This is a genomic window from Helicobacter pylori (assembly GCF_014498195.1).
Taxonomy (GTDB): Bacteria; Campylobacterota; Campylobacteria; order Campylobacterales; family Helicobacteraceae; genus Helicobacter; species Helicobacter pylori_DO.
On the sequence record NZ_JACTGH010000006.1, the window covers coordinates 77,395 to 97,579 of the forward strand.

The window sequence follows — 20,185 nt, forward strand, 5'->3', positions numbered from 1 at the left end:
TCCTTTTTAAATATTTTAACGGCGTTTGGGTTTTTTAGAATAACGATTCGTTTTGGGGTGTTTGTCTCTGTGGTGGCCCTTTTTGAAAGAACGCGCTGGCTCATGCTGCGTTTTTTTGTGAGAGGGTTTTGGCGTTTTTTCTTTAGGGTTTTGAATCGCATCAATTTCTTGCTGGTTTAAGCCGATTTTGCTGGTTTCAAACTGCAAACTCAAAAGTTTTAAAACCAATTGAGACGGCTCAAAAATTTCGGTAAGCTGTTCATAAAGGCTGATGATCCCTTCAGACACTTTAGCGTCATGCAAGGTTTTGATGATCTGATTTTCGTTAATGGTGGGGATTTCAAAAAGTTCAATCTCTGAATCAATTTCTTTTTGCATGCGTAAAAGCTCTTTGTATTCTAAGGGGGTTACTAAAGTGATCGCCATGCCTTTTTTGCCCGCTCGCCCGGTTCTCCCGATGCGATGGATATAGCTCTCGGTATTTAGGGGCAAATGGTAATTAAACACATGGCTTACACCGCTAATATCTAGCCCACGGCTCGCTACATCTGTAGCCACCAACACATCAGCGTCATTTTTTTTAAACGCCATGATAGAAGAGCGGCGATCCCTTTGATCCATATCCCCATGCAAGGCGGTGCTTTTGTAATTTTTAGAAGCAAGGAATTGGTGCAATTCATCGGCCTCTTTTTTGGTGCGCGTGAAAACGATGCTCTTTTTGGGCGCTTGGGTGTCTAAAAGGCGCATGATCGCTTCAGCCCTCTCATGCTCATTGATCACATAAAAGCGTTGGGTGATGTCGGTGTTAGTGATATTAGAAGGAGCGATATGGATTTTAATAGGGTTTTCTAAAATCTTATCCGCTAGTCTTTTGATCGGCTCTGGCATCGTGGCTGAAAAAAGCAAAATCTGCGCTTCGCTAGGGAGGTAGTCAAAAATCTCTTCAATATCGTCTAAAAACCCCATATCCAGCATTTCATCGCTTTCATCTAAAACGACCACTTTAGGCACAAATTTATGGATGCGCTCGTTTTTTAAATGATCCAACAGCCTTCCTGGTGTGGCGATCATCACTTGGGGGTTTTTTTTAATGAATTCGCATTGTTTTTTAACGCTCTGGCCTCCATACACGCACACGGTTTTAGTCCTGGTGTGTTTGCCCAATTTGAAAATCTCATCGCTAATTTGCATGGCTAATTCTCTAGTGGGCGTGATCACTAAGGCCTCTATGGTGTGGTTGTTTTTAAGGTTATTGATAATAGGCAGAGCGAAAGCGGCGGTTTTTCCTGTGCCTGTTTGGGCTTGCGCGATGACATCTCGGCCTTGCAAAACAGCCGGAATGGCCTTTTCTTGAATGGGGCTTGGGGAAGTGAAGCCGGCTTCATAAACGGATTTTAAAACCGATTCTTTTAAGCCCAAATCATTAAAACTAGGCTTATGATAAGCGTCATCATCAATTTCTGTAGGGAGTGGTGGTTGATTCAATTCCATGGGAGATTCATACCTCAATTTAATTTGAAACTTTAAGCTGATAAAAGGCTAAAATTAAAATCTTTGATTTAAAGTTTATAAGATTTTTGAGTATAGCATAAAAATGCACTCAATTAGGTTTAAAGTTTTTATAAAAGGCTTATGCTAAAATAATTAGAATTTAAGGAATAAAGAAAGGGTTTGATTGAAACGGGTGTTTTTATGGCTTATTTTTGTATTAGCCTTCCACAAGCTTTTGGCCGAAAAAATAGGCGATATAGCGAGCGTGGTAGGCGTAAGGGATAACCAGCTGATTGGTTATGGGCTTGTGATTGGCTTGAATGGCACAGGGGATAAATCCGGCTCAAAATTCACCATGCAATCCATTTCTAACATGCTAGAGAGTGTGAATGTTAAGATCTCTGCAGATGATATTAAATCTAAAAATGTCGCTGCCGTGATGATTACAGCCTCCTTGCCCCCCTTTGCAAGACAGGGCGATAAAATTGATATTCACATTTCTTCTATTGGCGATGCGAAATCCATTCAGGGAGGGACTTTGGTGATGACCCCTTTAAATGCGGTAGATGGGAATATTTACGCCCTCGCTCAAGGGGCTATCGTTTCGGGCAATTCTAATAACTTGCTCTCAGCCAATATCATCAACGGAGCGACTATTGAAAGGGAAGTTTCGTATGATTTGTTCCACAAAAACGCCATGACTTTAAGCCTGAAAAACCCCAATTTTAAAAACGCTATCCAAGTGCAAAACACTTTAAATAAGGTGTTTGGCAATAAAGTGGCCATAGCGCTAGATCCAAAAACCATTCAAATCACCCGCCCAGAGCGTTTTTCTATGGTGGAGTTTTTAGCTTTAGTGCAAGAAATCCCCATTAACTACAGCGCGAAAAATAAGATCATTGTAGATGAAAAATCAGGCACGATCGTTTCAGGAGTGGATATAATAGTGCATCCTATAGTGGTTACAAGCCAAGACATCACGCTTAAAATCACTAAAGAGCCATTAAATGATTTTAAAAACACGCAGGATTTAGACAATAACATGTCCTTAGACACCGCTCATAACACGCTGAGTTCTAACGGGAAAAGCATCACCATTGCCGGGGTGGTAAAAGCCTTACAAAAAATTGGCGTGAGCGCTAAGGGGATGGTTTCAATCTTGCAAGCCCTAAAAAAAAGCGGCGCGATTAGCGCTGAAATGGAGATACTATGATAAACAACAATAAAGCCATGTTAGAGCAATACAACGTTTCTAAATTAGCGAGCGAAGAGAAATTAAAAGCGTTGGCTCAAAATAAAAACGACAAGCTCCTCAAAGAACAAACCGATTCTTTTGAAGCGCTACTTTTAAAATTCATGCTAGATACTGCTATGAAAATGGATAACCCTTTGTATCCTAAAGCCCCAGGCGATGAGATTTACACATCCATGTATAAGGACACCCTTTCTAAAGAATTGAGCGGGAATTTTGGTTATAGCGAAATGCTGTTTAATTTCTTAAAAGAGCGAGAAAAACAAAAACCATGAAAAAATCCAAGCGTTTAAAACGCCCTTATTTAAAAAACTCCCCCTTGAAACGCTCTTATAAGGTTTCTTCTTTCAAGGGGTTGTTAAAAAAAGAAGACAATGTGATTTCATTAGAAAATTTTAAACCCAAAGAGAGTGAAGATTTATTAGAAAATTTTTCCAACAAAAAAGACATGCAAGAATTACTAGGGCTTTTAAACCAATTCATTCTACAAAGCTACAAGGTGGAAAAGGAGTTTAAGGATTATAAAGCCCTTTATGAATGGGTCATAGAGATTTTACCGCAAGCGATTTGGGTGATGAATGAAAACGGGAGCTTTTTTTATAAAAATTCTTTAGCCAATCAAAGCCATGAGGTGTTCAATAAGGCTAAATTAGAAAATTTTAACACTGAAATTGAACATGAAAATAAAAGCTATTTAGTCCAGCAAAACAGCATTCAAGGCAAGCAAATCATCACCGCAACCGATATTAGCGCTCAAAAACGCCAAGAGCGGCTCGCTTCTATGGGGAAAATCTCAGCGCATTTAGCCCATGAGATCAGAAACCCCGTAGGCTCTATCTCCCTTTTAGCTTCGGTGTTATTAAAGCATGCGAACGAAAAGACTAAGCCCATTGTTGTAGAATTGCAAAAAGCTTTATGGCGCGTAGAAAGGATCATTAAAGCCACCTTGCTTTTTTCTAAAGGCATTCAAGCCAACCGCACCAAGCAAAGTTTGAAAACGCTAGAAAGCGATCTCAAAGAAGCCCTAAATTGCTACACTTACTCTAAAGACATTGATTTTCTTTTTAATTTTAGCAATGAAGAAGGGTTTTTTGACTTTGATTTAATGGGGATTGTGTTGCAAAACTTCTTGTATAACGCTATTGATGCGATTGAAGCCTTAGAAGAGAGCGAACAGGGGCAGGTGAAGATTGAAGCGTTCATTCAAAATGAATTTATCGTCTTCACCATTATTGATAATGGTAAGGAAGTGGAAAACAAAAGCGCTTTATTTGAGCCTTTTGAAACCACTAAATTGAAGGGTAACGGCCTAGGGTTAGCCCTGTCTTTACAAGTCGTTAAGGCCCATGAAGGGAGCATTGCGCTATTAGAAAATCAAGAAAAAACCTTTGAAATTAGGATTCTTAACGCTTCTTAATTTGGATAATTATCCACCCTTAAAAAATGAGTTTTACGATAAAACAAAATTTTAAAAAGATTAAAGAATATTAAATTGAATAGAGTTTATCAATATTTGACAAAAATAAGATCAAAACAATTTTTCATTAACTCTTTTGGTGTAGGATAGCGATCAAGGTTTTTATGAAAGTAAAAGCCTAAAACAATTTTAAAAAAAAGGACTTTTGATGAAAACATTTGAAATTTTAAAACATTTGCAAGCGGATGCGATCGTGTTATTTATGAAAGTGCATAACTTCCATTGGAATGTGAAAGGCACCGATTTTTTCAATGTGCATAAAGCCACTGAAGAAATTTATGAAGAATTTGCAGACATGTTTGATGATCTCGCTGAAAGGATCGCTCAATTAGGGCATCACCCCTTAGTCACTTTATCCGAAGCGCTCAAACTCACTCGCGTTAAAGAAGAAACTAAAACAAGCTTCCACTCTAAAGACATCTTTAAAGAAATTCTAGGCGATTACAAACACCTAGAAAAAGAATTTAAAGAGCTTTCTAACACCGCTGAAAAAGAAGGCGATAAAGTAACCGTAACTTATGCAGACGATCAATTAGCCAAGTTGCAAAAATCCATTTGGATGCTAGAAGCCCATTTGGCTTAAGCTATCAAAAAGAAGCCCAGCATGAGAGATTACAGCGAGCTTGAAATTTTTGAGGGAAACCCCTTAGACAAGTGGAATGACATTATTTTTCATGCGAGCAGAAAGCTTTCTAAAAAAGAGCTAGAAAGGCTTTTAGAGCTTTTGGCTCTTTTGGAAACTTTTATAGAAAAAGAAGACTTGGAAGAAAAGTTTGAATCTTTCGCTAAAGCTTTAAGAATGGATGAAGAGTTGCAGCAAAAAATAGAGAGTAGAAAAACAGACATTGTGATCCAATCCATGGCGAATATTCTTAGCGGGAATGAATGAGCTTATCCGCTATGGCTTGATATTTCTCTTTTTTTTAGAAGCGTTTGGGCTTGATTATGGGATAGATAAAACGCTAGAATTAAAAAAAGATGAAGTCTTTAAAGCGATCATCAAAGACACTTCAAATGAACAAACCAAAGAAATCACGCTCTATTGGACGCTATATGCAAATAAAGGTTTAGTCATCAACATGCGTTTTAACCATTTCCCTTACCAGTTTATTTTATACACCGATCATGCGAGAAACACCTATAACCTTAAAGTTTTTGAAGAAAAATTTTCTTCTAACAGCACTCTGTCGCTTGTGTTTAAAGATTTTAAAGAAGATAAAGCCACTTTAAGATTTTTAGCCCTTATGCCCCTTGTTTTTTCCCCTAAAGAGCCTTGAGGAATTTGCATGCAAGAAAAACAACTTCAAGCCATTCAAAACAAAATCGCTTCTTGGATCAAAGAAATAGAAAGCGGCTTTATAGATGCATTGTTTTCTAAGATTGGCCCTTCAAAAATGCTGCGCTCCAAACTCATGCTCGCTTTATTAGATGAAAAAACAGACGCTATTTTATTGGATAAAGCCTTCAATTTGTGCGCGATTGTAGAAATGATACAGACCGCTTCTTTATTGCATGATGATGTGATTGACAAAGCGACCATGCGCCGAAAACTCCCTAGCATTAACGCTCTTTTTGGTAATTTTAACGCCGTGATGCTTGGGGATGTGTTTTATTCTAAAGCCTTTTTTGAACTCTCTAAAATGGGTGAATCCATCGCTCAAATCCTCTCTAATGCGGTTTTAAGGCTCTCTAGAGGCGAGATTGAAGACGTGTTTGTGGGGGAAAGTTTTAATAGCGACAAACAAAAATACTGGCGTATTTTAGAAGACAAGACCGCCCATTTCATAGAAGCGAGCTTAAAAAGCATGGCGATTCTTTTAAATAAAGACGCCAAAATATATGCGGATTTTGGGTTGCATTTTGGCATGGCGTTTCAAATCATTGATGATTTGTTAGACATCACTCAAGACGCCAAAACTTTAGGTAAGCCCAATTTTAGCGATTTTAAAGAAGGCAAGACCACTTTACCCTACTTGCTTTTATATGAAAAATTGAATCAGCGCGATCAAGGGCTTTTAATTTCCTATTTCAAACAAGATAGTCATGAAATCACAGAATGGACTAAGGAAAAATTCAAGCAACATGGTATCATAGAAGAAACCCTTAAAATCGCTCAAGTTTATTCTAAAAAGGCCCTTGAAGCCATTAAAGGGGAAAACAATTTGATTTTAGAAAAACTAGCGCAAGATGTCATTTATAGGACTTTTTAATGGAGTTAGAAACTCATTTGTCAAAATATTTCACCCTAGCCTTTACGCATAAAAGCATGAGCTTAGAAATGCGCGAAAAACTCGCTATCAATTCGCCCATAACGCTTAAAGAATTTTTACAAACGATTAAAACCCACTGCCCTAATATCAAAGAGTGCATGGTGTTATCCACATGCAATCGCTTTGAAATCTATGCGAGCCTAAAGCACGGCGCTAATACTCATGAGCAAAAAAGTGCGTTATTAAAGATTTTGGCTCAAAATAAAAAAATGAGCGTGTCTGATTTAGAAAAATGCGTTTTAATCAATACTGATGAAAGTGCGGTCCATCATGTCTTTAGCGTGTGCAGCAGTTTGGATAGCTTGGTGGTTGGGGAAACTCAAATCACAGGGCAGATGAAAAACGCCTATAAATTCGCTTTTGAAGAGAAATTTTGCTCCAAAGATTTAACCCGATTGCTCCATTTTGCTTTCAAGTGCGCCGCTAAAGTGCGCAATCTAACCGGCATTTCCAAACAAGGGGTCTCCATCTCTTCAGTGGCGGTCAAAGAAGCGCTTAGTATTTTTGAAAAAGAAAGGATTAAGGATAAAAAAGCCCTTGTGATAGGGCTTGGCGAGATGGCTCAATTGGTCATCAAACACCTTTTAAACAAGCAATTTGAAGTGCTTATTTTAGGGCGTAATGCGGCTAAATTTGAAAATTTTGTCAAGGAATTAGAAGAGCCTAAAAAAGTGAGCTTCCAAAATGTAGAAAATTTAAGCGCTCATATCAATGAATACGAACTGCTTTTTTGCGCCACTTCTTCGCCGCATTTTATCGTGCGAAATTCCATGTTAAAAGAAACGATTTTCAGGCGTTTTTGGTTTGATTTAGCCGTGCCACGGAATATTGAAAAGCCGGTATTCAATAATATTTTCTTATACAGCGTGGATGATTTAGAGCCTATGGTGAGAGAAAATGTGGGAAACAGGCAAGAGAGCCGGACGAAAGCTTATGAGATTGTAGGGCTTGCCACAATGGAGTTTTACCAATGGATCCAAAGTTTAGAAGTAGAGCCTTTGATTAAGGATTTAAGGGAATTGGCTAGGATTTCAGCCCAAAAGGAATTGCAAAAGGCGCTCAAAAAACGCTATGTGCCTAAAGAATACGAAAGCAATATTGAAAAGATCTTGCACAACGCTTTCAACACTTTTTTACACCACCCTACCATCGCTTTAAAAAAGAACTCCCAAAAAGAAGAATCCGATGTGCTTGTGGGCGCGATTAAAAACTTGTTTAATTTAGACAAATCTAGTGCTAATCATGCCCAGAATTTGAATCTCTATAAATGCGAATATTACGAGGAATAATGCATGCTATTTTCAAAACTCTTTGCCCCCACCCTCAAAGAACCCCCTAAAGATGCCGTGTTAAAAAGCCATAAACACCTAGCTCAAGCAGGATACATTTATCAAGTAGGCAGCGGGATTTATAATTTTTTGCCTTTAGCTAAAAAAGTGCTTGATAAAATAGAAAACATCACGCACAAACGCATGCAAGAGCATGGGGCGCAAAATATTTTAATGAGTTTTGTGGTTTTGGCGAGTTTGTGGGAAAAATCAGGCCGTTTGGATAAATACGGCAAGGAATTACTGGTTTTTAAAGACCGAAAAGACAATGATTTTGTTTTAAGCCCCACTTTAGAAGAAAATATCACCGAAATTGCCGCTAATTTCATCAAAAGCTACAAGCAATTGCCCGTGCATCTCTATCAAATCCACACGAAATTCCGTGATGAAATCCGCCCACGATTCGGGTTAGTGAGAGCGAGAGAATTTATCATGAAAGATGGTTATAGCTTTCATGAAGACGCTGAAAGCTTGGATAAGGAATTTTTAAACACGCAAAGCGCTTATAAAGAGATTTTAAGCGATTTGGGTTTGGATTTTCGCATCGTGGAAGCGGATAGCGGGGCGATTGGGGGGAGCAAAAGCAGGGAATTTGTCGTTTTAACTGAATGCGGGGAAGACACGATCGTGGTGTGTCAAAATTGCGATTACGCCGCCAACATTGAAATCGCTAAACGCTCTAAAAGGCCTGAGCCTTTAAATGTCCCCAAAGCGCAATTAGCGAAATTCCCTACCCCTAATACCACCAGCGCTCAAAGCGTGGCGGAATTTTTTAAAACAGAGCCTTATTTTGTTTTAAAAGCGCTTGTTAGAAAAGTGATCCACAAAGATAGAGAAACCCTAGCGTGCTTTTTTGTTAGAGGCGATGATAATTTAGAGGAGACTAAAGCCCTAAACGCTTTGAACATTATAGGAGCGAACGCTTTAGAATTGAGAGAGGCCAATGAAGAAGATTTAAACCACGCAGGGCTAATAGCGGGCTTTATAGGGCCTTATGGCTTGAAAAAGCATGTTTCTTACATTATTTTTGATGAAGATTTAAAAGAGGGCGATTGCTTGATCGTTGGGGCTAATGAAAAGGATTTTCATGCGGTGGGCGTGGATTTAAAAGGGTTTGAAAACCTTGTTTATGCGGATATTGTCCAGGTTAAAGAGAGCGATTGTTGCCCTAATTGTCAGGGATCGTTGAAATACCATAAGAGTTTGGAAGTGGGGCATATTTTCAAACTCGGACAAGGCTATGCTAAAAGCTTGAAGGCGAGTTTCTTGGATAAGAATGGCAAGGAGCAATTTTTTGAAATGGGGTGCTATGGGATAGGCATTAGCCGATTGCTCAGCGCGATTTTAGAGCAAAAAAGCGATGATCTAGGCTGTGTATGGACGAAAAATACCGCTCCTTTTGATGTGGTGATCGTGGTTTCTAATTGGAAAGATGAAGCGCAAAAAAAACTCGCTTTTGAAGTGTATGAAAGGCTGCTCCAAAAGGGCGTTGATGTGCTGTTGGACGATAGAGATGCGCGTTTTGGGGCGAAGATGAGGGATTTTGAATTGATTGGGGAACGATTGGTGCTCATTATTGGGAAGCAAACTTTAGAAAATAAAGAATTTGAATGCATCAAACGCGCTAATTTGGAAAAACAAACGCTTAAAGACACCGAATTAGAAGAAAAAATTTTAGAAATGTTAGAAAGCGAATAAGGGGGAGTGAGTGAGAAATTTGGTGATTGGCTCTAGGGGGAGCGAATTGGCCTTATGGCAAGCGAATCACATTAAGGAACGCCTGAAAAAAGAATGCTCTATGGAAAGCGAGATTCAAATCGTTAAGACTAAGGGCGATAAAATCTTAGACACCCCTTTAAATAAGATTGGCGGTAAGGGGCTATTCACTAAAGAACTAGAAGAATTGCTTTTAAAAGGCGCAATTGATTTGGCGGTGCATTCTTTAAAAGATGTGCCGGTCGTGTTTGAAAAGGGGTTAGACTTGGCATGCATCACCAAAAGGGCTGATGTGAGGGACACTTTTTTAAGCGTGAAATTCCCTGATTTGATGAGCTTGCCCAAAGGGGCAAAGGTTGGCACGACTTCTTTAAGACGCTCCATGCAACTCAAACTAAAACGCCAGGATTTGGACACAGAAAGCTTGAGAGGGAATGTCCAAACCCGTTTGAAAAAGCTTGAATGCGGAGAATTTGACGCTATCATTTTGGCTGAAGCCGGGTTGTGCCGCTTAAACATTCAAGGGGCGAAATACCGCAAGGCTTTTAGCGTAGAAGAAATGATTCCTAGCATGGGTCAGGGGGCTTTAGGGGTAGAAATGCTCAAAAACCACAAGCATTTTATTACGCTTCAAAAACTCAACGATGAAGAAAGCGCGTTTTGCTGCCATTTAGAAAGGGAGTTTATTAAGGGGCTTAATGGAGGGTGTCAGATCCCTATAGGCGTGCATGCGAGTTTAATGGGCGATAGGGTTAAAATCCGGGCGGTTTTGGGCTTGCCTAACGGGAAAGAAGTCATCACTAAAGAAAAGCGAGGGGATAAAACTAAGGCGTTTATTATGGTCCAAGAGCTTTTAGAAGAATTTTTACAAAGCGGGGCGAAAGAGATTTTAGAAAAGGCGCAGTTGTTTTAATGCGTCTATTGATTGCGTTAGGTTTGAGTTTGTTAAGCTTGAACGCTAAAGAAGCGGATTTCATCTCTGATTTGGAATACGGGCTGGCCCTTTATAAAAACCCTAGGGGTGTTGCGTGCGCGAAATGCCATGGCATTAAAGGCGAAAAACAAGAAATCACCTTTTATTATGAAAAAGGCGAAAAAAAAATCCTCTACGCCCCTAAAATCAACCATTTAGATTTTAAAACCTTTAAAGACGTCCTGAGTTTAGGCAAAGGCATGATGCCTAAATACAATCTCAATTTAGAAGAAATCCAAGCGATTTACCTTTATATCACCTCTTTAGAGCATAAAGAAGAGCGTAAGGATCCTCCTAAGCCTTAATCAAAGCGCTTGATTTATGTTAAAATGGAGCGTTGCATTTTTTGTTTTGATTAAAGAAAAGGGTTCTAAAAATCAGAATTTAAAAGAAGGTAAGAATGAGTGTCAAAATTTTAAAAATATTAGTTTGTGGGTTATTTTTTTGGAGCTTGAACGCCCATTTATGGGGGAAACAAGACAATAGTTTTTTGGGGGTTGCTGAAAGAACCTATAAAAGCGGGAACTATTCTAAAGCTACATCTTATTTTAAAAAAGCATGCAACGATGGGGTGAGTGAAGGTTGCACGCAATTAGGAATCATTTATGAAAACGGGCAAGGCACTAGAATAGATTATAAAAAAGCCCTAGAATATTATAAAACCGCATGCCAAGCTGATGATAGGGAAGGGTGTTTTGGTTTAGGGGGGCTTTATGATGAGGGGTTAGGCACGACTCAAAATTATCAAGAAGCCATTGACGCTTATGCTAAGGCGTGCGTTTTAAAACACCCTGAGAGTTGCTACAATTTAGGCATTATTTATGATAGAAAAATCAAAGGCAATGCCGATCAAGCGGTTACCTACTACCAAAAAAGCTGTAATTTTGATATGGCTAAGGGGTGTTATGTTTTGGGCGTGGCTTATGAAAAAGGCTTTTTAGAAGTCAAACAAAGCAACCATAAAGCCGTCATCTATTATTTGAAAGCATGCCGATTAGATGATGGGCAGGCTTGCCGCGCGTTAGGGAGTTTGTTTGAAAATGGCGATGCAGGGCTTGATGAAGATTTTGAAGTGGCGTTTGATTATTTGCAAAAAGCTTGTGCTTTAAACAATTCTGGTGGTTGCGCGAGTTTAGGCTCTATGTATATGTTAGGCAGGTATGTCAAAAAAGACCCCCAAAAGGCTTTTGATTATTTCAAACAAGCATGCGATATGGGGAGCGCGGTGAGTTGCTCTAGGATGGGCTTTATGTATTCGCAAGGGGACACTGTTCCAAAAGACTTGAGGAAAGCCCTTGATAATTATGAAAGGGGTTGCGATATGGGCGATGAAGTGGGTTGCTTCGCTCTAGCGGGCATGTATTACAACATGAAAGATAAAGAAAACGCCATAATGATTTATGACAAGGGCTGCAAGCTAGGCATGAAACAGGCATGCGAAAACCTTACTAAACTCAGGGGGTATTGAAAATTTTAATCAATCCCCCCTAAATCATCATCTGTTATTTAACTCAAAACTTTTCAAAGATTTGGCTCTGTTTTAAGAGCTAAAGCAGAAACCCACCCCTATTAATTTTTTAATTTTTAGTGTTTTTAGGGTTTTGTCTATTTTCAAAAAGAAAACTTTTTGAATGTTTTTTGCGGTTGTTTGGTTGTGTTTGTTAGCGTGTTTTTATGGCATAAATTTTTGTTAGGTTAGCTTGAAGTGGGTTTTAGGTTTAAAAGTCCTATAAAAATGTTTTAGCGTGTTTTTGTGCTATGGGATAGATATGCGTTTGGTTGTGTTTTTCAATGGTTTTAATTTATGGCTTTTGCGTGGTTGTTATTATAAGCACGCTATAAATACGAATCGCACGATAACAGAGCGGTATGCACACGCTATAAAAAGACTTGATAAAAATAACGAAAAATAGTTGAATTTCAAGCGTTCTTTTAAAAATTGTTGTTAGATGAGACAGGTAAAAACGCTTTCAGTTTAAAGATAGAGTTTTAGGGGTTTTTTGTGTTGGTTTAGTTATTCTTTAATTTTTTAAAAAATGGGGTTTTTAAAACTCATAAGGGGGTATTTTGAAATCATTCCCCTACAACCCCCTTTTTTAAAATCCCCCTAACCCCCTAAGAACGCATTATGAGAAAATCACTCGCTTTTCGCAAGCTTTTTTATTTTGATGGCAAAAGCACTCAAAGGCATTTTTTAGATTTCATAACCAATATCCAAAACAAAGCTAATATTTTAAACCCTACAAAGACCAATAGATCGCTCCAAAGAACACCACACTCCCTATCAAAACGCTTATAAACATGCGTTTAGTGTCCTTAAAGGCCACCATTAAAAACGCGCTCAAGTAAAACAGCAATAAAAACACGCAAAAAATCCCCAAAAGCGCCTTAAACACAACGCCCACTTTAGCCTTATGCAGCATGATGAGCGCGCCTAAAAAGCCCCTTTCAATGGTTTTGATTTTCGTTTGAGCGCCTTTGGTTTCAAGGTTGATTTCATACAAAGGCGTGCCAATGACTAACGCTCCCCTATACTCTCTAGGCTCTATCTTTTTAGGCATAGCGATATGGTTTTCTTTTATAAAGCCTTTTAAAAAGTCCAATCGTTCTTCTTTTTTTAAGGATTTTTCTAAAACCCACTCTTTGATAGTAGCGCCAGTGTCTTGGCGCACCCCAAAGAGCAATGAAAGCCCGCTAACCGCAAAAAGAAGCGCCAAAGGGAAGAAAAAAGTGGTCGCATAGATGTGAAAATAACGCATCATTGCAGTCATTACTGCAACCTATGGCTCACGAATTTAGAAAAATTATCCAAGACTAGCCCCCCTTTTCTAAACCCTAGCGCGCAAGATTCATAAGCAAAAAACACATTAGGCTGATAATACAACCCGTTATGCGAATTGAGCTCGTAAAATTCTTGATAAATGGGTTTGTGGTTAGAATAAACGCCGTCCGTTTTTAAAAGCGATTGCATGGAAGCTTCAAAGATTTCACTATTCGCCCCTTCCCTACCAAAAGCCACTTTTTTGATTTGCTTTTTATTAGCTAAAGGTTCATAGCTCGTTTCTAACAATAAAGGGTGGTTGGGGTATCTGTCCCATAAAAGTTTTAAAAAACGCTTGGATTGGAAAAGGATCGTATAAGCCGGGTTTAAAAAAATCGTGTTTTTGTTTTCCATCATGCCTTGCATCAAAAGGGCTAATTCTGGCTCATCAATAGCGATATTTTCCCATGGGATTAGTTTGAATAAAAACTCATAATTCAAGCCGTTTTTAAACACGCCCTCTTCTATATTAAATTCCACCTCATCAATGTAAGAAAAATCCGTTTCAAACCCCACGCTCTGAGCAGCGTCTTGCAAAAAACGCATGGTGCGCTCTTCTTCAATATTCCCCCTAACGCTTGAAAAAAGGATTTTCCACCCCTCATACAACTCTTCAAAACGGCTCGTGTCTTCGCCCAAAGTTACCATGCGTTTGAAATTCTCGCCAAGCGCTTCATAAAGGTTATTGAATTGCTTGTTTTCATCATAGCCATTGGCTTTGAGTAACGCCCATTGAATCACCGCGGTTTCATAAAGCATGGTAGGGGTATCAGCGTTAAATTCCAGTAATTTAATGGGTTTGCCATCAAGCCCCCCGGCTAAATCAAAACGCCCGTAAATATGCCAATGCACTTCCTCTTCAAAACTCTGTTTGATCATAGGGATGAGTGCGTTAGGAATATCCAATTCAAAAAAGCGATCGTTTTGAATGGCCTCTTCAGCCGTTTCTACAAACATGTCATAAAGCTCATTACAAGCGTCATAATAAGCGTCCGCTTCTTTTTGAGAAACAACCACCATTTCATCAGCGATATAAGATGACATGTCATCGTTAGTGTGCCAATCTAAGCCGATTTCTTCTAAGGTCTTATTGTCTAAAGGTTTTAAAGGAATCACTTGCATTTTTTAGCCTTGAATCAATTAAATTATGAGTTAAAGCCCCTTGTCCCAGAGCTTACCGCCGGCGAGCTAGTAGGCCTACTAGAGCCAAAAAACCCGCTCTGTCCCTTACTCGCTGTGCCCATGCTTGAAGCACTAGGCGCGCTTTTAGAAAAGGAATTTTGAGAGCGTTGGTAAGCTTGTGGGGATTTGTAGGTCCGTTGGGCGTTTTGCTGGTAATTAGGGTTATTGAAAAGCTTATTGCCAATATAACTCCCTAAAATCGCCCCCGCCGCGCTCCCTAAAATCGCACTCCCCAATCCAAAGCCTGAGCTTTCATTGCTCCCTCCCCCATTATTAGGCTGGACAAGCTTGCTCGTGCCGTTATCAATTTTGGCCTCTTCTTCTTTGATGAGCTTTTGAATCTCTTCATTGCTTAGCACCCGTTCATTGCCTTGCAAATCGCGCACTATAATGTGGGTTCTTGAGCTGGGGTATTCTTCAACAACCTTGTAAGATTTATCCTTTTGCTCTTCTAAAATCACGAACGCGCCTTTTTGAACGCTTTGGCTCAAAGAGCTTTGCTCTTTTTGTTTGTCATCAGCATTGCTCTTACACCCCACAATGCTCACCATCACCAACGCGCTCAAACCACCCACGATCGCATAATCAGAAATCTTTCTGTAGGGTTTTTTCATGAGAGTAGCCTTATATCATGCCTTATAATGGTATAAGAAAGGCACGCCCTTAATCACGCCAGATTCAAAAATCTTTTTAGTGGTATTTTCCACTTTAGTGCGTAAATCTTCAGGCTCTTTTTGGGCGTTAATATCGTATTGGGTGGAATAAATCTTTTCAAGAATAGAGATTTTATCTTCCACGCTCGCTCCCCTAGCCCTAGCTTTCGCCATTTCTTCTTGGATCAAAGCCGCTTTTTTAGCCGAATTGACCCCAAGCCACCCCACTACAACCATCCTCACGGTGTTTTCTTTCAAGTGATCCCTGAGTTTAGTGAGCTCTTTTTGGCAATGCGGACACATGGGATCGGAGACAATATAAAGGATTTTATCCTTATTTTCAGCGTTAGTAGAGGGCAACTCTATCGCATAATCAGCCGGTATTTCATTAAAAATAGCGTTCAATTTCGCGCTATTTTGTTGGGTGGCGTTAAGGGCTTGGATTTTTTGATTGGTTTCTGCAACTAATTTCACATCATCGCTTTTATTGCTAAAGAATATGTTGCTAAGCCCTATGACTAAATTACCATCCTTACTCACTACAAGCGGGATATTGTATTTAGTGTCCGGATCTTCAATGACGACCATTTTTAAATCCTGGCTGGATTTTAAAGGTTTGATTTCTAAAATACGCACCTTTTTATTGGTCTGTTTTTCAATCACGCTCACCAAATTATCCTGCATCCGTTTGTCATTAGCTGAAACTGAATGTTTAGGGGCTGCCCCTAAGCCTACAAGAAGTAACGTGCTCAACACACTCGCTCTTAATATCATTAAAACTCCTAAAGTTCAATAGCCTAAAACCCCTACAATAAAAGGAATAAGCTTTTAATGGGTATAATACCATAAAATCCCCTATTTTCATAAGGCTTAAAAAGGTTTAAAGATGATTATCATTCCTGCTAGATTAAAATCCAGTCGTTTTGAAAATAAAGTGCTAGAAGATATTTTTGGCTTGCCTATGGTGATCCGTTGCGCTAAAAACGCGAATCTAGTAGATGAATGCGTAGTCGCTTGCGATGATGAAAGCATCATGAAAGCGTGCCAAAAATTCCGCATTAAAGCGGTGCTAACTTCTAAACGCCACAATAGCGGCACAGAACGCTGTTTGGAAGCGGCGCGAATTTTAGGGTTAAAAAACGATGAAAGGGTTTTAAACTTGCAAGGCGATGAGCCTTTTTTAGAAAAAGAAGTCATTTTAGCCTTATTAGAAGCCACCCAAAACGCCCCTTTCATGGCGACTTGCGCCAAAGTCATTGATGAAGAACAAGCCAAAAGCCCCAATTTAGTCAAGGTGGTTTTAGATCATCAAAATAACGCCTTGTATTTTTCGCGCTCCCTTATCCCCTTTTTACGAGATTTTGATGCGAAACGCCAAACCCCCCTTTTAGGGCATATCGGTATTTATGGCTTCCATAATAAAGAAATCTTAGAAGAATTGTGTGCTTTCAAACCATGCGTTTTAGAGGATACAGAAAAATTAGAGCAATTAAGGGCTTTGTATTATCAAAAAAAGATTCTAGTAAAAATCGTTCAAAGTAAAAGCGTGGGCATTGATACCAAAGAAGATTTGCAAAACGCTTTGAAAATTTTTAGCCCCGATCCCCTTAAGCGGTGAAATTTAAAAACACTTAAAACATTTTTCACTATCAAAAACCCTTTTTTTAAATCCAAAAAAAAGCAAAATTTCTTAATTTTTGCTCAATTTTATTAAAAATTCAATAAATTTATAGCACAATTTAAACGCGTTGTAAATAAAGTTTCAATTTGATACGATTTTACAAATAAAACATTACTTTAAGGAACATTTTATGAAAAAAACGATTTTACTTTCTCTCATGGCGTCATCGCTCTTTGCTGAAAATGACGGCGTTTTTATGAGCGTGGGCTATCAAATCGGCGAAGCGGTTCAACAAGTGAAAAACACCGGCGAAATCCAAAAAGTCTCCAACGCTTACGAGAATTTGAACAATCTTTTAACCCGCTATAACGAACTCAAACAAACTGCCTCTAACACCAATTCAAGTACCGCTCAAGCGATTGACAATCTAAAAGAGAGCGCTAGCAGATTGAAAACGACCCCTAATACCGCCAATCAAGCCGTATCCTCAGCGCTCAGCTCTGCGGTGGGCATGTGGCAAGTGGTAGCCTCTAATTTAGCCAATAACTCGCTACCCACTAGTGAATACGACAAAATCAATACGATTTCTCAATTGCTCCAAAATACCCTAGAAAATAAAAACAATGATCTCACGATTGGAAATGACTATGACCAACTTTTAACTCAAGCTGGCACCATTATTAGCACCCTTCAAAGCCAATGCCCAGGAATAGACGGAGGCAATGGCAAACCATGGGGCATTAATGCAAGCGGGAACGCATGCGCTATTTTTGGCAACACCTTTAACGCCATTAATAGCATGATTGATAGCGCTAAAAAAGCCGCCGCAGATGCCCGAAGAACTAGCCCAGAAAGTCCAGACCAACAAAGCGCGTTTAACAACGCTGATTTCAATAAAAACCTCAATCAAGTCTCAAGCGTTATCAATGACACTATCTCTTATCTCAAAGGGGACAATTTGGAAACCATCTACAACGCCATTCAAAAAACGCCTAATTCTAAAGGGTTTCACAGTTTGGTGAGCCGGTCTAGCTATAGTTATTCCCTCAACGAAACCCAATATTCTCAATTCCAAACCACTACCAAAGAGTTTGGTCATAACCCCTTTAGAAGCGTGGGATTGATCAACTCTCAAAGCAATAACGGGGCGATGAATGGCGTGGGCGTGCAGCTAGGCTATAAGCAATTCTTTGGGAAAAATAAATTTTTTGGGATCCGTTATTATGCCTTTTTTGATTACAACCATGCTTATATCAAATCCAACTTTTTTAACTCCGTTTCCAATGTTTTCACTTATGGCGCAGGCAGCGATCTTTTATTGAATTTCATCAATGGCGGATCCGATAAAAACCGCAAAGTCTCTTTTGGTATTTTTGGGGGCATCGCTCTAGCCGGCACGACATGGCTTAATAACCAATCTGCGAATTTAAAAATCACCAATAGCGCCTACAGCGCCAAAATCAACAACACCAATTTCCAATTCTTATTCAATACCGGTTTAAGGCTTCAAGGGATTCACCATGGCATTGAATTAGGCGTGAAAATCCCCACGATCAACACGAATTACTATTCTTTCATGGGCGCTAAATTAGCATACCGAAGACTTTATAGCGTGTATTTCAATTATGTTTTGGCTTATTGATATTGAATCGGTTCTCATTACTAATGAGGACAAAGCCAATCTTTTGGCTCTCAATGAATAACGGCATCATTTTACTTGACTTTTTACAAAAAACACACTAGAATTTCTTTTTATTTTTTGAGCGAAATTCCAGATTAGCTCAGCGGTAGAGTAGGCGGCTGTTAACCGCTTGGTCGTAGGTTCGAATCCTACATCTGGAGCCATACTTTTAACTCATCTTTTTCTTTTTTATAGCAAAAATTCACGCAATCCCTTTAGATTTGATCCATAACGCATTGACTAAAACCCCCACCACAACCCCTATCGCTAAATTATGCGTGTATAAAACCACCGCCACGACTAAGAGCATGTTCAGCGTGTCATAGAGCTTGATTGTTTTAATGTTCATAATGGATTGGAAATTAAAAGTGGTGAAAGAAATCATCACCATCACCGCCACAACCGCCACAATGGGGATCTTAACCACATATTCATTAAACACTAATATTAGCACCATTAAAGAAAAGCCGGCAAAAAAAGTAGAAAGCCTTGTTTTAGCCCCAGATTTTGCGTTGATGATAGACTGCCCCACTAAAGCGCACCCTGTCATTCCCCCCAAAAGCCCTGAGATGATATTCCCCAAGCCTTGCGCTTTAGTTTCTTTATTTTTATCGCTCACGCCGTCTTTTAAAATAACATCTAAAGTTTTAGCGGTCAATAAGCTTTCTATCGTTCCCACTAGCGCTAAAGAAAGAGCGTAAGGCAACAATCCTAACACCATTTTAAAATCCAAATTTTTGGGGATAATGATGAAATGAAAGCCTGAAACCCCTTGCTCAATGCTCCCCAAATTCGGCGCATGCATATCAAAAATTAAAGCGATCGCGCTCACTGCAAGGATACAAATCAGATTAGAGGGGATTTTTTTAGTGATTAAAGGGAAGAGGTAAATGATGAGTATCCCAATAGCGAGCAAAATAAACACCCCCAAATTTTGGTTTTGAAGGAATTTGAATTGCTCCATTAAAAGCAAAATGCCTAGCGCGTTCACAAAGCCATACATCACTGATTGAGGGATAAACCTCAAAAGATTCCCTATTTTCAAATAGCCTAAAAGAATTTGCAATATTCCTGCCATAAGAGTCGCCACGCCCGCGTATTCAAGCCCATAGTTTTTAACCACACCCACTAAAATGAGCGCTACTGAGCCGGCTGCTGCACTAATCATCGCCTTTCTAGCCCCAAAAAGAGACAACACAAAAGCCATATAAAAGGTCGTATAAAACGCCACGCCCACATCTAAACCCACCATGATCGCAAAGCCGGCCGTCTCTGGGATCACAGAAAGCCCCACCACAAAACCAGACAACAAATCCTTTTGAATGTTACTCAACCATTCTTTTTGTATCTTTTCAAACATGCCCTTCTTCCTCATTAGAATGGCTTGATTGTAACCAAAGATTTAAAAACCAATTTCAAACCAGATAAAATTTTTCTTAAATAGCGTTAAGCTTTCTTAAATATTTTATTGTAAAAAATACTTAAAATCGTTTTTTTTTTTTTTCAAAATATAAATTTTAAGTTAAAAATAAGCATTTTATGGTAAAATGGCGAAATTTCATACGACATGATTATCATTGGGAATGTGAAACCAAGAAAAATCTATTAAAAGGAGAAAACATGAAAATCAAAAAATCTCTCTTGCTCTCTCTTTCTCTCATGCTCTCATTATCAAGGGCTGAAGATGACGGATTTTACATGAGCGTGGGCTATCAGATCG

Annotated in this window: 20 protein-coding genes and 1 tRNA gene; 15 read left to right on the forward strand and 6 right to left on the reverse strand. The window is 39.1% G+C overall.

From position 1 onward, the window contains the following. Positions 1 to 15: 15 nt before the first annotated feature. Positions 16 to 1,491, reverse strand: a complete 1,476-nt coding sequence (locus H7N67_RS04060; protein ID WP_187939140.1) for a DEAD/DEAH box helicase — start codon at positions 1,489 to 1,491, stop codon at positions 16 to 18. A 184-nt stretch (positions 1,492 to 1,675) separates the two neighbouring features. Between H7N67_RS04060 and H7N67_RS04065 the strand changes: the two genes are divergently transcribed. The 12 genes from H7N67_RS04065 to hcpE all read left to right on the forward strand — a co-directional run bounded on the left by H7N67_RS04065 (position 1,676) and on the right by hcpE (position 11,975). Then, positions 1,676 to 2,704, forward strand: coding sequence for a flagellar basal body P-ring protein FlgI (locus H7N67_RS04065; RefSeq protein WP_187939141.1), 1,029 nt, complete (start codon positions 1,676 to 1,678; stop codon positions 2,702 to 2,704). Further along, positions 2,701 to 3,018, forward strand: coding sequence for a hypothetical protein (locus H7N67_RS04070; protein ID WP_000609413.1), 318 nt, complete (start codon positions 2,701 to 2,703; stop codon positions 3,016 to 3,018). Before H7N67_RS04065 ends, H7N67_RS04070 begins: the two co-directional genes overlap by 4 nt. Beyond that, positions 3,015 to 4,160, forward strand: coding sequence for an acid survival sensor histidine kinase (gene flgS, locus H7N67_RS04075; RefSeq protein ID WP_187939142.1), 1,146 nt, complete (start codon positions 3,015 to 3,017; stop codon positions 4,158 to 4,160). The genes H7N67_RS04070 and flgS overlap by 4 nt, the downstream gene beginning before the upstream one ends. Positions 4,161 to 4,368: 208 nt before the next feature. Next, positions 4,369 to 4,803: a DNA starvation/stationary phase protection protein gene (gene dps, locus H7N67_RS04080; RefSeq protein WP_000846455.1), complete on the forward strand. Its 435-nt coding sequence runs from the start codon at positions 4,369 to 4,371 to the stop codon at positions 4,801 to 4,803. Positions 4,804 to 4,824: 21 nt separating this feature from the next. Then, a complete protein-coding gene (locus H7N67_RS04085; RefSeq protein ID WP_001206072.1) occupies positions 4,825 to 5,109 on the forward strand; it encodes a DUF2018 family protein in 285 nt (94 codons plus the stop codon). Continuing rightward, positions 5,102 to 5,497: a hypothetical protein gene (locus H7N67_RS04090; protein WP_033761532.1), complete on the forward strand. Its 396-nt coding sequence runs from the start codon at positions 5,102 to 5,104 to the stop codon at positions 5,495 to 5,497. Before H7N67_RS04085 ends, H7N67_RS04090 begins: the two co-directional genes overlap by 8 nt. A 9-nt stretch (positions 5,498 to 5,506) precedes the next feature. Next, positions 5,507 to 6,430, forward strand: coding sequence for a polyprenyl synthetase family protein (locus tag H7N67_RS04095; protein WP_079373145.1), 924 nt, complete (start codon positions 5,507 to 5,509; stop codon positions 6,428 to 6,430). Then, positions 6,430 to 7,779 (forward strand): glutamyl-tRNA reductase, encoded by a 1,350-nt coding sequence (gene hemA / locus H7N67_RS04100; RefSeq protein ID WP_187939143.1) that lies wholly within the window; start codon positions 6,430 to 6,432, stop codon positions 7,777 to 7,779. Before H7N67_RS04095 ends, hemA begins: the two co-directional genes overlap by 1 nt. A 3-nt stretch (positions 7,780 to 7,782) precedes the next feature. Beyond that, positions 7,783 to 9,516 carry a proline--tRNA ligase gene (gene proS, locus H7N67_RS04105; protein WP_187939144.1) on the forward strand — a complete coding sequence of 578 codons (1,734 nt, stop codon included), beginning with the start codon at positions 7,783 to 7,785 and terminating at the stop codon, positions 9,514 to 9,516. A gap of 10 nt (positions 9,517 to 9,526) precedes the next feature. Then, entirely contained in the window at positions 9,527 to 10,447 is a 921-nt protein-coding gene (gene hemC / locus H7N67_RS04110; RefSeq protein ID WP_187939145.1) for a hydroxymethylbilane synthase, read from the forward strand. Then, a complete protein-coding gene (locus H7N67_RS04115) occupies positions 10,447 to 10,812 on the forward strand; it encodes a c-type cytochrome (RefSeq protein WP_187939146.1) in 366 nt (121 codons plus the stop codon). The genes hemC and H7N67_RS04115 overlap by 1 nt, the downstream gene beginning before the upstream one ends. A gap of 95 nt (positions 10,813 to 10,907) precedes the next feature. After that, entirely contained in the window at positions 10,908 to 11,975 is a 1,068-nt protein-coding gene (gene hcpE, locus H7N67_RS04120; protein ID WP_187939147.1) for a Sel1-like repeat protein HcpE, read from the forward strand. Positions 11,976 to 12,747: 772 nt separating this feature from the next. On the opposite strand, the gene H7N67_RS04125 is transcribed toward hcpE, so the two are convergent. From H7N67_RS04125 to dsbK, 4 genes are read right to left on the reverse strand one after another with little or no spacing between them, the layout of a single operon-like run. Continuing rightward, complete coding sequence (locus H7N67_RS04125) at positions 12,748 to 13,269, reverse strand: hypothetical protein (RefSeq protein WP_187939155.1); 522 nt, start codon at positions 13,267 to 13,269, stop codon at positions 12,748 to 12,750. 8 nt (positions 13,270 to 13,277) lie between these two features. Next, positions 13,278 to 14,450: a glutathionylspermidine synthase family protein gene (locus tag H7N67_RS04130; RefSeq protein WP_187939148.1), complete on the reverse strand. Its 1,173-nt coding sequence runs from the start codon at positions 14,448 to 14,450 to the stop codon at positions 13,278 to 13,280. Between the two features lie 23 nt (positions 14,451 to 14,473). Next, positions 14,474 to 15,124, reverse strand: a complete 651-nt coding sequence (locus tag H7N67_RS04135; RefSeq protein ID WP_187939149.1) for a UPF0323 family lipoprotein — start codon at positions 15,122 to 15,124, stop codon at positions 14,474 to 14,476. Positions 15,125 to 15,139: 15 nt separating this feature from the next. After that, positions 15,140 to 15,937 carry a protein disulfide-isomerase DsbK gene (gene dsbK, locus H7N67_RS04140; protein WP_128069289.1) on the reverse strand — a complete coding sequence of 266 codons (798 nt, stop codon included), beginning with the start codon at positions 15,935 to 15,937 and terminating at the stop codon, positions 15,140 to 15,142. Between the two features lie 112 nt (positions 15,938 to 16,049). Between dsbK and kdsB the strand changes: the two genes are divergently transcribed. The 3 genes from kdsB (at position 16,050) to H7N67_RS04155 (ending at position 18,629) form a co-directional block, all read left to right on the forward strand. Then, the gene (gene kdsB, locus H7N67_RS04145) at positions 16,050 to 16,781 is read left to right on the forward strand and encodes a 3-deoxy-manno-octulosonate cytidylyltransferase (RefSeq protein WP_187939150.1); all 732 of its coding nucleotides are present in this window, start codon (positions 16,050 to 16,052) and stop codon (positions 16,779 to 16,781) included. A gap of 193 nt (positions 16,782 to 16,974) precedes the next feature. Then, positions 16,975 to 18,426 (forward strand): porin HopA, encoded by a 1,452-nt coding sequence (gene hopA / locus H7N67_RS04150; RefSeq protein ID WP_187939151.1) that lies wholly within the window; start codon positions 16,975 to 16,977, stop codon positions 18,424 to 18,426. Between the two features lie 128 nt (positions 18,427 to 18,554). Further along, positions 18,555 to 18,629 (forward strand) — tRNA-Asn (locus tag H7N67_RS04155). Between the two features lie 38 nt (positions 18,630 to 18,667). Here the strand turns inward: H7N67_RS04155 and H7N67_RS04160 are convergent. Beyond that, entirely contained in the window at positions 18,668 to 19,840 is a 1,173-nt protein-coding gene (locus tag H7N67_RS04160; protein WP_187939152.1) for a SulP family inorganic anion transporter, read from the reverse strand. Positions 19,841 to 20,185: the final 345 nt, after the last annotated feature.